This window comes from Streptococcus sp. ALY_208, from assembly GCF_058314295.1.
Map to the genome: position 1 here is coordinate 176,675 of NZ_JBZFUI010000005.1, position 10,993 is coordinate 187,667.

Sequence of the window (10,993 nt, forward strand, 5' to 3'; positions counted from 1 at the left end):
GATGATTTATCTCGATAATGCTGCCACAACTCCCTTAACCCCTGGTGTTATCGAAACCATGACCAATGTAATGACCAATAATTTTGGAAATCCTTCAAGTATCCATAATTATGGACGTACAGCCAGTCACTTACTCCGAGACAATCGACAGACTATTGCTGAACTTCTCGAAACTCAGCCTAGAAATATTATCTTCACATCGGGCGGTACAGAAGCTAATAATACCGCTATACAAGGCTATGCTCTTGCTAATCAAAATAAAGGAAAGCATCTTATCACAACAGCTATTGAGCATCATTCTGTTCTCAACACCATGGAATACCTTGAAAGCCGTTTTGGTTTTGAGGTGACTTATCTCCAGCCAAATGACCAAAATAAAATCACTACAGACAGCCTCAAAGAAGCTTTGAGAGACGATACCATTCTCGTTAGTACCATGTTTGCTAACAATGAAACTGGTGATCTCCTTCCGATTCAAGAATTTGGAGAATTATTGGCTGACCATCAAGCTGTCTTTCATGTTGATGCCGTTCAAGTCATGGGGAAAATTGCTATTTATCCAGAAAAGCTAGGGATTGATCTCTTATCTGCTTCTGCTCATAAATTTCATGGACCTAAAGGAGTTGGATTTCTCTATACTCACCCTCTACATATGGATTCTCTCCTACATGGTGGTGAGCAAGAAGATAAAAGACGAGCAAGCACAGAAAATATGGTAGGGATAGCTGGTATGGCTCAAGCTATGACAGAAGCCTATCAAGATATGACTAACCACTACCAACATGTCAGTAATTTAAGAGAACAACTCTTATCTAATCTAGCTAATATGGACTACTACCTCAATGGCACAGATAATACGCTACCCTATGTTGTCAATATTGGTTTTCCATCTAGCAATAATGGCCTCCTTCTAACCCAGCTGGATCTATCTGGGATAGCTGTCTCAACAGGATCAGCATGCACAGCCGGCACTGTTGATCCTAGTCATGTACTTGCTGCTTACTATGGTAATGATTCAGATAGACTTCATGAATCCATTCGAATCAGCTTCTCAGATCAAACCCTGCCACAAGATGTTGAACAACTCACTACTAAATTAAAGGAGATACTTTCTTAACAATGGCTTTTGAAAAAACTATCCACCTTGATGATTGCCTATATCGTTACACCCTTACAAGTAATGTCCGAAAGTATACGTTAATTGATACTACTTTTGAACAAAACAAGCTTGGTCACTATGAACTGAATAGACTTCTCGAAGAAGTGCCTAATTCTGGTAATGGCTTTCCTTTGAAGCTCACGGTCAATAAAGACCTCACTTCCTTTAAATTAATCATTACAGACCAGTCAGGGCTACGTCAGGTCAATATTTTTAAAAATGACAAGCTGAACATTATCCAAGATAAATTTTATTTTCTAATGGACAGTCTCGTAGAACGCGATATTTTTACAAAAGAAAGAGTTGATAGCTAAAACCTATATTATTTATAGGTTTTTTATATTAGTTAATTTGTTGCAGTTTTCACAAACTTAGTTTATAATCTAGTTGAATTTTAAATGAAATTAGGAGTTGATCATATGGCCATTGACAAATCCATCCCTAAAGCGACAGCAAAACGACTTTCACTCTACTATAGAATTTTTAAGCGCTTTAACGCAGAAAATATTGAAAAAGCAAGTTCTAAACAAATTGCTGAAGCAATTGGTGTTGACTCAGCTACCGTACGTAGAGATTTCTCATATTTTGGTGAGCTCGGTCGTAGAGGTTTCGGCTATGATGTCAAAAAATTGATGAACTTCTTTGCAGATATTCTCCATGATCATTCTATTACCAATGTTGCTCTAGTAGGTTGTGGCAATATGGGAAGAGCACTTCTTCACTATCGCTTCCATGAGCGCAATAAAATGAAAATCATCATGGCGTTTGATACAGATGATAATGAGCTGGTAGGCACTAAAACTACTGATGATATTCCTATTTATGGCATCTCAAGCCTTAAGGAAAAACTGGCAAATTCAGACTGCCAAACAGCTATCCTAACAGTACCTAGCATCAAGGCTCAAGAAGTATCTGAACAGCTAGTAGAAGCTGGTATCAAGGGGATCTTGAGTTTCTCACCTGTCAATTTAGATCTACCTAAAGGTGTCTTTGTCCAGTATGTCGATTTAACCAGTGAATTACAAACTCTACTCTATTTTATGAATCAGGATTAATAGAAAAAACATTTAAAGGAGGATGTCTATGGCCCCTAAACCAATTATTGGTATTACAACAAATGAAAGACCCAATCCCAATACAGGTATTATGTGGAGTTATGCACCAACAGGATTTATCCAGGGTGTACAACGTGCAGGTGGACTTCCTCTGCTTATTCCTATAGGACCCCCCCAAGAGGCTAAAGATTATGTCGAAAAGGTAGATAAAATTCTTTTAATCGGAGGTCAAAACATTGACCCAGACTTCTATCATGAAGAAAATACTGCAAGTGATGATGACTTTTTACGAAAACGGGACATCTTTGAATTTGCTATCATTGATGAGGCAATCCGGCAAGAAAAACCTATTTTTTCAGTATGTCGTGGTACCCAGCTGATGAATGTGGCACTGGGGGGAAGCCTCAACCAGGCGATTGAAAATCATTGGCAAGATGAACCTAGTGACTACCTCTACCATCGTATGTCTGTCAAAGAGGACTCAAAACTAGCGGAATTTTATGGAAAAACCACAGAAATAAATTCTTTTCATCATCAAAGTATCAAAGAATTATCACCATTTTTAGATGTGATAGCTATGGATCCTGATGATAAAACAATAGAGGCTGTTCAATCCAATAATCCAGACATCCATTTCATGGGAGTTCAGTGGCATCCTGAATTACTTTTAAATCATCGCTCTGCAGATCAACAGCTCTTTGATTATTTTGTTAACGAGCTCTAAAGAATCAAGTCACTCCTTTCTCGAAAGCTATAATAACTTTTACTACCAACGATGATGTGATCTAGGAAATCTACTCCTAAGTCGTCACAGCATCGTTTTATTTTTTCGGTAAAATCAATATCATGATGACTAGGACGTGGCTGCCCCGAAGGATGATTGTGGACAACAATCAGTGAAGTCGCCATCAACTTACAAGCATGATGAAGAATTTCACGTGGCTCAGCAATAGAGTGACGAACACTGCCAATAAAGATCGTTTGCTGCTTGAGCAAACGATTCTGGGTATCTAAATAAAGAGCAACTAAATGTTCCTGCCTTTTATCTCTCAACTCCTCAATCATTTTTTTGGCCAATTGACTGCTAGAAAGGATACGCTCACGCTTTTCAGGCACTGCATTGTTGACACGTCTTGAAAATTCTAATATCGCCTTGATTTCTATAGCTTTCACAGGTCCTATACCATCAAGCTTTTGCAACTCTTTTAAAGAGAGTTGACGAAAATCAGCCAAGCTATCCATCTGACTAATAATATGATTAGCTAAAGATAAGACTGGCTCTTTTTTTGTCCCAGTACGTAATATAATCGCTAATAGTTCCTGATGACTGAGTTCTTCTGCCCCTTGAGCCATTAAACGCTCTCTGGGCTTTAAGGCATCATTTGAAATTCCAATAGTATACATAATAATATCCTCCATCTATATATTCGTAAAATAAAATCAAAAAAATGGTTAGAAATAAAAATTTCTAACCATTTCTACTATTTATTTCTTAAATTATTTTGCCTTACGTAACACTCCAAAGAGTATACCAGATACAATAGCACCAATAGCGACATAGACAAGATAGAGCCACCAGTTAGTCGTTAGAGCAACAACGAATACACCACCGTGTGGAGCCATCAACTTAATGCCTGATAGACCAACTAAGGCACCTGTAAGAGCTGAACCAGCCATAAAGCTAGGAATAGCACGAACTGGGTCAGCAGCACCAAATGGAATAGCGCCTTCTGTGATAAATGATAAGCCCATAACAATATTAGTCAAACCTGAATCACGTTCTTCTTGTGTAAACTTAGCAGGGAATAAGCGAGTAGCCACAAAGACAGCCAATGGCGGTACCATACCACCAGCCATTACTGCTGCCATAGCCACAGAACCACCGCTTGCTACTGTTTCAGCCAGTGTACCTGTACCAAAGATATAAGCAGCCTTATTGAACGGTCCACCCATATCGATGGCCATCATACCACCAACAACCAAACCAAGTAAGATAGCTGACGCACCAGACAATCCTTGGAGGAAGTCGTTCAAGGCTGTATTGATAGCGCCCATTGGGATATTCACCAAGAGCATCAAGAAACCAGTAATAGCAACACCAAGTAATGGTAATAAAAGAATAGATTTAATACCATCAAGTGAACGTGGAACTTTTATATACTTCCTTAGAAGAAGAACAACACCACCAGCTAGAAAACCACCAACCAAGGCTCCAAGAAATCCTGAAGGTACTTGTCCAGAAACGATTTTATTAACTGCTTCTGTAAGTTTGTTTTCCGAAGTAATTGAAGCAAATTTATCATAATGGACAATGTGGCTGTAATCCAATCCTATTTTAGCCATACTACCAGCTACAAAACCGGCAATCAAGCCAGGTTTCTCAGCAATGGAGTAAGCGATATAACCAGCAAGGATAGGTAGCATAAAATCAAAAGCTGCATTACCAATTTGATTGAAAAGCGCTGCAATCAAATGATAATTACCCAAGTGGCTAAGTTGAGATTTTGGTACACCCATTCCTTGGTCAATAAGGAATGAAAGGGCAATCATGATACCACCACCGATAACGAATGGCAGCATTTGTGAAACACCACTCATGAGGTGTTTATAGAAAGCACTGCCCAGACCTTTTGATTCCTCAGCAGAGCTTGACGCAGCTGCATCCGTTGCATGGAAAGTTTCACCCTTACCATCTAAGATATTTTGAATGAGCACTTCTGGCTCACGAATACCAGCAGCAACCGGTTTAGAAATCAACTGTTTACCATCAAAACGAGAAGTCTCAACAGCTTTATCCGCAGCAATGATAACACCCTGTGCTTTTGCAATCTCATCTGCTGTCAATGCATTACCAACACCAGAAGCACCATTTGTTTCAACACGAACGGTGACGCCCATTTCCTCACCTTGTTTGATGAGAGCTTCTTCAGCCATGTAAGTGTGGGCAATTCCTGTTGTACATGCCGTAACAGCAACGATAAGCGGTTTATCTGAATTGACTGCTTCTTGCTGTGCTGCAGCTTTTTGCGCTGCTTGCGCTTCATTTTTTTCTTCCTCTGCATCAAAAGTTGCAATCACTTGATCAGGACTGGTCACCTTGCGCAAACTATCTGCGAATCCAGGCTTCATCAAATACTTGGACAACTCAGCAAGAGCTGCTAAATGCGTATCATTAGCACCATCTGGTGCTGCAATCATAAAGAATAAATCTGTTGGTTGACCATCCAATGCTTCATAATCAACACCTTTACTAGACTTAGCAAAAAGCACCGTTGCTTCCGTCACAGCTTTATTCTTACTGTGAGGCATGGCAATACCATCCCCAAGGCCTGTTGATGTTTGGGCTTCACGATCCATGATACCTTTTTTAAAAACATCAAAATCTGTCACAACACCCTTATCTACCAAGCTAGCAATCATCTCATCGATAGCTGCTTCCTTGGTAGTCGCTTGCAAATCAAGAAGCATGACCTCTTTGTTTAGGACATCTTGAATTTTCATAGTTTTTCTACCTCTACTTTTTGATATGTATCCTTAATAAACTCAATACTTGCTAAATCATCCGAAAAGGCAGTTGCTGTACCGCAGGCAACCCCCCATTTGAGTGCTTCCACTGGATCTGCTGACTTAATAAATTCACCAGTAAAACCAGCAACCATCGAATCACCAGCCCCAACAGAATTTTTCACCTGCCCTTTGATAGGCTTAGCAAAGTAGGCAGCATCCGGTGTAACTAAGAGTGCACCGTCTCCAGCCATAGAGATGATGACATTTTGGGCACCCTTGGCAAGTATCTCACGCGCATACTTTTCAACATCCGCCAAACCATCTAACTTGACATTAAAAATTGCCTCAAGTTCATGATTATTAGGCTTGACCAAAAGTGGTTGGAAATTAAGAGAATCTAAGAGAGTCTGTCCCTCAAAATCACACACTACTTGAGCCCCTGTCTCACGAACTAGCGGAATCAGACGATTATAGATCTGATTGCCTAAGTTACTGGGCGCTGATCCAGCAAAAACAACAGTATCCTCAGACCCCAGTTGATCAAACACAGCTTCTAATTCTCTTAATTGTGCATCTGTAATCTGAGGCCCCTGACCATTGATCTCAGTTTCATCATCTGCTTTAATCTTCACATTGATGCGTGTATCCTGATCAACAGTCACAAAGCGTGTTTGAATATCTTCAGCTACTAAGCCTTCCTCAACAAATTTACCCGTAAAACCACCGATAAATCCAGTCGCCGTATTATCAATGCCGCATCGTTTAAGAATACGGCTAACATTGATACCTTTTCCTCCCGCAAACTTATCATCACTGTCCATGCGGTTAACACTTCCAATATTAACTTTTTCTAGACGAACGATATAGTCAATCGAAGGATTAAGGGTTACTGTATAAATCATACTTCTACCACCTCCGTTTTCTCTTTCAACGTATATACAAGTGACTGGGGCGAACGATCCACTATCAAAGTCACCTCGTTCACTTTAGCAAACTTGGCAAAAGAAATTTGATCCAACTTTGTGCTATCAGTGAGAACATAGGTAGCTTTACTACTAGTTATAATGGCTTGCTTGATACTAGCTTCAAAAATATCCGGAGTTGTCAGATAGTCTTCATCAATGCCGTTTGTCCCAAGAAAAGCCTTATCAAAATTAAGCTGGCTAATCTGATTAACAGCAATGGGACCGATATTTGCATCAGTTGTTTCTTTGACATTGCCACCAATAATGATAGTCGGAATACTCTTACTCGCCAAACTAATAGCATGCTGGGGAGAATTTGTAACAACCGTAATATCTTGACGGTTGATCTCATTGACCAACAATCCATTAGTTGTACCAGCTTCTATAAAGATAACCTCACCAGTTTCAATAAGACTAGCAGCTTCTTTAGCGATACGCTTCTTTTCGTGAACGTTTTTGATCGCTTTTTGCTGATTGGTCAGTTCTTCTTGTAAACTATGTAATTTTTCAGCCCCTCCGTGCACACGGCGCAACTGATGTTCAGCTTCAAGCTCATCTAAGTCCCTTCGAACAGTAGATTCTGAGGTATCAAGTATCTCTACTAAACTCTCAAGTGTCACAAAATCTTCGGATTGAATCTTTGAAACAATAATCTTTTTGCGCTCAGATTTTAGAATATCGACACCCCCTTGCAATCGTTTACATTCTCTATTATAGGCTATTTTAATCACATGTCAACCGTTTTCATTCATATTCCACCAAAAAACGTCAGATTTTTTAAATCTGACGTTCCTATCACTCCTTGATCAATGAGGTAGAATGCACGGACCGGTTATTTCTATCAGGATAAATATAATTAATCGCATGATTGATCGCTGTCGGAGCTTCACCAAAGCCAGTAGCGATCAATTCAACTTTACCAGCATAGTCAGCCGCATCACCAATAGCATAGACACCGTCTTGACTGGTCTCAAATACAGGAGAAACAGAGATGCTGGAGCGTTTATAATCGATCCCCCAATTTTTTAAATTTTTATTATTAGTCGAAAATCCAAAGCTAACAATCAGAGTATCCAGACTAAGATCAATAACCTCGTCTGACTTGACCTTTTGGACAGTCATGCCGACAACTCTACCGTCATCTCCCCTAAGCTCAACTGGCACAAAAGGTGTCAGCACCTTAACCGAAGATCCCTTAAGCTGCTCAACGCTATGCTCATGGGCACGAAAGGCATCACGCCGATGTACCAAGGTGACACTCCTAGCAATAGTCTCTAAATGTAGAGCCCAGTCAACTGCCGAATCACCACCACCACAAATCACAACATTTTGATCAGCGAACTGCTCTAAATTGCAGACATTGTAGAACAGATTGTGATCTGCATAGTCTTTCTCCCCCTCTAGCCCTAGCTGGCGTGGATTAAAAGCCCCATTTCCACAGGCAATAACAATAGCACGGCTATAATGCTTAGCTTTATTAGTTGTGATATGGAAAATACCATCAACCTTTTCAAAAGTTTCTACTTCTTCCTTAAGATAAATAGTCGTCCTATCTTTAAAGCGATCTAACTGCTGAATTAACTGCTCCGTTAATTGAGCACCTGTTACAGCTGGAATAGCTGGAATATCATAAATGACTTTTTCAGGGTAGAGAATAGCTGGCTGACCACCGAGTTCAGAAAGTGACTCAATGATAGCCACACTCATGCCACGTAAACCAGCATAGAAAGCGGCAAATAGTCCAACTGGTCCGCCACCAATAATAGTAATATCTCTTATGTCGTGTTCAGACATTGTTTCCTCCCTTAATCAATTTCATCCTTAATAGATTGAAAAATCCTTTTTTCCTCTGGCGACATCTCATAAGTTTCTAAAAGGTCTGGGCGACGTTCTAACGTTTTTCTCAAACTCTGCTCTATACGCCACTGACGAATATTATCGTGATGACCACTCATTAAAACATCTGGAACCTTCATGCCTCGAAAATCATAGGGCCTCGTATACTGAGGAAATTCTAGCAAACCAGATGAAAAACTATCATCTTGATGACTGGCCTGCTTACCTAAGACATCTGGTATTAAACGAACAGTAGCATCTACAATACTCATAGCAGCTAGCTCACCACCAGTCAATACGAAATCACCTAGGGAAATTTCATCTGTTACTAGTGTCTTAATCCGCTCATCATAACCTTCATAATGACCACAAATAAAAATGAGCTCGTCTTCTTGGGCTAGCTCTTCAGCATAAGTCTGATCAAATCGACGCCCAGCAGGATCTAGAAGAATCACCCGAGGATTAACAGCTTCAATCTGATCCATTGTATCAAAAATTGGCTGCGCCCTCAGTAGCATCCCTTGCCCACCACCATAGGGTTCATCATCGACATGACGGGACTTTTCAGCATAGTTACGAAAATTATGATAATGGACTTCCAATAATCCTTTTTCCTGAGCCTTTCCTACGATAGAATGCTCCAATGGCGCAAACATATCTGGAAAAAGCGTCAAAATATCAATCTTCATCGTCATCTAATCCTTCTAAGATATTGACATCTACACGCTTACCATCTACATCGATATCAAGAATCACAGAGGGAATATAAGGCAATAAGAGATCACGTTTCCCTTGACGCCGCACAACCCAAACATCATTAGCACCGGGCTGGAGAATTTCTTTAATCACACCAATGTATCGATCGTCTTCATAAACCTCTAGACCTATAATTTCATGATAATAAAACTCACCTTCCTCTAAATCTGTCAAATGATCCTCTGACACTTTAAGCATATAGCCCTTGTATTTTTCAATCGCATTGATATGATACATCCCTTTGAACTTAATAATATCAAAATTTTTATACTGACGATGACTAGCTATTTCAACATCTTGCACAAAACGATCCTTAGGATCAAACAATGATAAAATCACACCTTTTTTAAATCGTTCATCTGCAAAATCAGTAACTGATAAGACACGCATTTCGCCCTGAAGACCCTGTGTATTAACAATCTTACCTACGTTATAATATTCCATAGATTTTTCCTTTAGTTTATAAATTCATTCTCCACTATTTTACCACTATGAAGATCTCCTGCCTAGTCGAAAATTCTTCATATCATAGCTATTGACATCAATAAAATCAGATAAAAGATAATAATAAAAAGCCCCCAGTAGGCTTTTGACCAATAATATGCACCCTAGAGGAGTCGAACCTCTAACCGCCTGATTCGTAGTCAGGTACTCTATCCAGTTGAGCTAAGGGTGCTGGTAATTATCTACTTATACCGGCGGCCGGGGTCGAACCGGCACGTCCGTGAGGACACTGGATTTTGAGTCCAGCGCGTCTGCCAATTCCGCCACGCCGGCACGGTATAAAACAAAAACTGGGGTAGCTGGATTCGAACCAACGCATGAGGGAGTCAAAGTCCCTTGCCTTACCGCTTGGCTATACCCCAATGCAGAAATTATTATACGGTAATTACCAATTCCTGTCAATGCCATTTTTTATTTTTACAAATAAAAAGTAACAGTATAAACCGCTACTTCTCATCAATTATAATTCTAACTTTCTTAGTTTCAACTGGAACCGAGTAAACAATCGATCTTATCGCCATAATCGTCCGCCCCTTTTTGCCAATTACACGGCCGATATCCTCTGAAGCTAAATCGAGATGATACTCCATAAAACCAGAACCTTCTGAGACCTTGACTGTGAACTCATCAGGTTTAGTAATCAAGGGTTTAACAATTGCGATAATAAGATTTTCAATGGTATCCATAAGCTAAGTGATTATTTTGAGTATTTAGAATCGTGGAATTTTTTCATAATTCCTTCACGTGAAAGAATATTACGAACAGTATCTGAAGGTTGGGCACCTTTTGACAACCAGTCAAGAACACGCTCCTCCTTAAGAGTAACTTGATTTTCAGCCACCAAAGGATTATAAGTTCCAACTGTTTCGATAAAACGACCATCACGTGGTGCACGTGAATCTGCTACATTGATACGATAAAACGGTTTTTTCTTAGACCCCATACGAGTCAAACGGATTTTTACTGCCATTTTTAATTCTCTTTTCTGTAGATTATTGATCGAGAACTTAACTAAGCCCTCTACTTTGACTAGTATACCATAAAATAAAATGGTGTCAAGTTTTTTTCTTGACACCATTTTATTTTTATCATTCGAAAATGATAATGTCTTAGCTAGGTCGAATGTGAAAATGTCCCGTCTGGTAAACTAGAAAGATGAGGAAAATAGAACTAACTATGATAGAGTCAAAGAAATACCTAGTCATCAAAGC

The 10,993-nt window shown here is 39.6% G+C and carries 13 protein-coding genes and 3 tRNA genes; 4 read left to right on the forward strand and 12 right to left on the reverse strand.

From position 1 onward, the window contains the following. The first annotated feature begins 1 nt into the window (after nucleotide 1). The 4 genes from AC4HAI_RS06540 (at nucleotide 2) to AC4HAI_RS06555 (ending at nucleotide 2,938) form a co-directional block, all read left to right on the forward strand. Nucleotides 2–1,117, forward strand: a complete 1,116-nt coding sequence (locus tag AC4HAI_RS06540; RefSeq protein WP_491110942.1) for a cysteine desulfurase family protein — start codon at nucleotides 2–4, stop codon at nucleotides 1,115–1,117. Nucleotides 1,118–1,119: 2 nt separating this feature from the next. Continuing rightward, on the forward strand, nucleotides 1,120–1,473 hold the full coding sequence (locus AC4HAI_RS06545) for a DUF1831 domain-containing protein (RefSeq protein ID WP_491110939.1): 354 nt from the start codon (nucleotides 1,120–1,122) through the stop codon (nucleotides 1,471–1,473). Nucleotides 1,474–1,578: 105 nt separating this feature from the next. Further along, nucleotides 1,579–2,214, forward strand: coding sequence for a redox-sensing transcriptional repressor Rex (locus AC4HAI_RS06550; protein WP_491079725.1), 636 nt, complete (start codon nucleotides 1,579–1,581; stop codon nucleotides 2,212–2,214). Nucleotides 2,215–2,242: 28 nt separating this feature from the next. Then, on the forward strand, nucleotides 2,243–2,938 hold the full coding sequence (locus tag AC4HAI_RS06555) for a gamma-glutamyl-gamma-aminobutyrate hydrolase family protein (RefSeq protein ID WP_491079716.1): 696 nt from the start codon (nucleotides 2,243–2,245) through the stop codon (nucleotides 2,936–2,938). On the opposite strand, the gene radC is transcribed toward AC4HAI_RS06555, so the two are convergent. The 12 genes from radC to rpsP form a co-directional block, all read right to left on the reverse strand. After that, a complete protein-coding gene (radC, locus tag AC4HAI_RS06560; RefSeq protein WP_491079717.1) occupies nucleotides 2,935–3,618 on the reverse strand; it encodes a RadC family protein in 684 nt (227 codons plus the stop codon). The genes AC4HAI_RS06555 and radC overlap by 4 nt on opposite strands. Before the next feature lie 93 nt (nucleotides 3,619–3,711). Further along, a complete protein-coding gene (locus tag AC4HAI_RS06565; protein WP_491079718.1) occupies nucleotides 3,712–5,715 on the reverse strand; it encodes a PTS fructose transporter subunit IIABC in 2,004 nt (667 codons plus the stop codon). Beyond that, nucleotides 5,712–6,623: a 1-phosphofructokinase gene (gene pfkB / locus AC4HAI_RS06570; protein ID WP_491079719.1), complete on the reverse strand. Its 912-nt coding sequence runs from the start codon at nucleotides 6,621–6,623 to the stop codon at nucleotides 5,712–5,714. The genes AC4HAI_RS06565 and pfkB overlap by 4 nt, the downstream gene beginning before the upstream one ends. Beyond that, complete coding sequence (locus AC4HAI_RS06575) at nucleotides 6,620–7,363, reverse strand: DeoR/GlpR family DNA-binding transcription regulator (RefSeq protein ID WP_491079726.1); 744 nt, start codon at nucleotides 7,361–7,363, stop codon at nucleotides 6,620–6,622. The genes pfkB and AC4HAI_RS06575 overlap by 4 nt, the downstream gene beginning before the upstream one ends. A 118-nt stretch (nucleotides 7,364–7,481) precedes the next feature. Beyond that, nucleotides 7,482–8,480, reverse strand: a complete 999-nt coding sequence (locus AC4HAI_RS06580) for an NAD(P)/FAD-dependent oxidoreductase (RefSeq protein WP_491079720.1) — start codon at nucleotides 8,478–8,480, stop codon at nucleotides 7,482–7,484. A gap of 11 nt (nucleotides 8,481–8,491) precedes the next feature. Then, a complete protein-coding gene (trmD, locus tag AC4HAI_RS06585; RefSeq protein ID WP_491079727.1) occupies nucleotides 8,492–9,211 on the reverse strand; it encodes a tRNA (guanosine(37)-N1)-methyltransferase TrmD in 720 nt (239 codons plus the stop codon). Then, nucleotides 9,201–9,722 (reverse strand): ribosome maturation factor RimM, encoded by a 522-nt coding sequence (gene rimM, locus AC4HAI_RS06590; protein WP_491079721.1) that lies wholly within the window; start codon nucleotides 9,720–9,722, stop codon nucleotides 9,201–9,203. Before rimM ends, trmD begins: the two co-directional genes overlap by 11 nt. Before the next feature lie 158 nt (nucleotides 9,723–9,880). Then, nucleotides 9,881–9,954: transfer RNA gene (locus AC4HAI_RS06595), tRNA-Arg, on the reverse strand. 17 nt (nucleotides 9,955–9,971) lie between these two features. After that, nucleotides 9,972–10,055 (reverse strand) — tRNA-Leu (locus AC4HAI_RS06600). A 17-nt stretch (nucleotides 10,056–10,072) separates the two neighbouring features. Then, nucleotides 10,073–10,144, reverse strand: a tRNA-Gln gene (locus AC4HAI_RS06605). 84 nt (nucleotides 10,145–10,228) lie between these two features. Then, on the reverse strand, nucleotides 10,229–10,468 hold the full coding sequence (locus AC4HAI_RS06610) for a KH domain-containing protein (RefSeq protein ID WP_491079722.1): 240 nt from the start codon (nucleotides 10,466–10,468) through the stop codon (nucleotides 10,229–10,231). An 11-nt stretch (nucleotides 10,469–10,479) separates the two neighbouring features. Next, a complete protein-coding gene (rpsP, locus tag AC4HAI_RS06615) occupies nucleotides 10,480–10,752 on the reverse strand; it encodes a 30S ribosomal protein S16 (RefSeq protein ID WP_491079723.1) in 273 nt (90 codons plus the stop codon). Nucleotides 10,753–10,993: the final 241 nt, after the last annotated feature.

Coding starts and splice junctions, on each gene's coding strand:
- AC4HAI_RS06540 (WP_491110942.1), top strand. CDS start 2: ATGATTTATCTCGATAATGCTGCCACAACTCCCTTAACCCCTGGTGTT.
- AC4HAI_RS06545 (WP_491110939.1), top strand. CDS start 1,120: ATGGCTTTTGAAAAAACTATCCACCTTGATGATTGCCTATATCGTTAC.
- AC4HAI_RS06550 (WP_491079725.1), top strand. CDS start 1,579: ATGGCCATTGACAAATCCATCCCTAAAGCGACAGCAAAACGACTTTCA.
- AC4HAI_RS06555 (WP_491079716.1), top strand. CDS start 2,243: ATGGCCCCTAAACCAATTATTGGTATTACAACAAATGAAAGACCCAAT.
- radC (WP_491079717.1), bottom strand. CDS start 3,618: ATGTATACTATTGGAATTTCAAATGATGCCTTAAAGCCCAGAGAGCGT.
- AC4HAI_RS06565 (WP_491079718.1), bottom strand. CDS start 5,715: ATGAAAATTCAAGATGTCCTAAACAAAGAGGTCATGCTTCTTGATTTG.
- pfkB (WP_491079719.1), bottom strand. CDS start 6,623: ATGATTTATACAGTAACCCTTAATCCTTCGATTGACTATATCGTTCGT.
- AC4HAI_RS06580 (WP_491079720.1), bottom strand. CDS start 8,480: ATGTCTGAACACGACATAAGAGATATTACTATTATTGGTGGCGGACCA.
- trmD (WP_491079727.1), bottom strand. CDS start 9,211: ATGAAGATTGATATTTTGACGCTTTTTCCAGATATGTTTGCGCCATTG.
- rimM (WP_491079721.1), bottom strand. CDS start 9,722: ATGGAATATTATAACGTAGGTAAGATTGTTAATACACAGGGTCTTCAG.
- AC4HAI_RS06610 (WP_491079722.1), bottom strand. CDS start 10,468: ATGGATACCATTGAAAATCTTATTATCGCAATTGTTAAACCCTTGATT.
- rpsP (WP_491079723.1), bottom strand. CDS start 10,752: ATGGCAGTAAAAATCCGTTTGACTCGTATGGGGTCTAAGAAAAAACCG.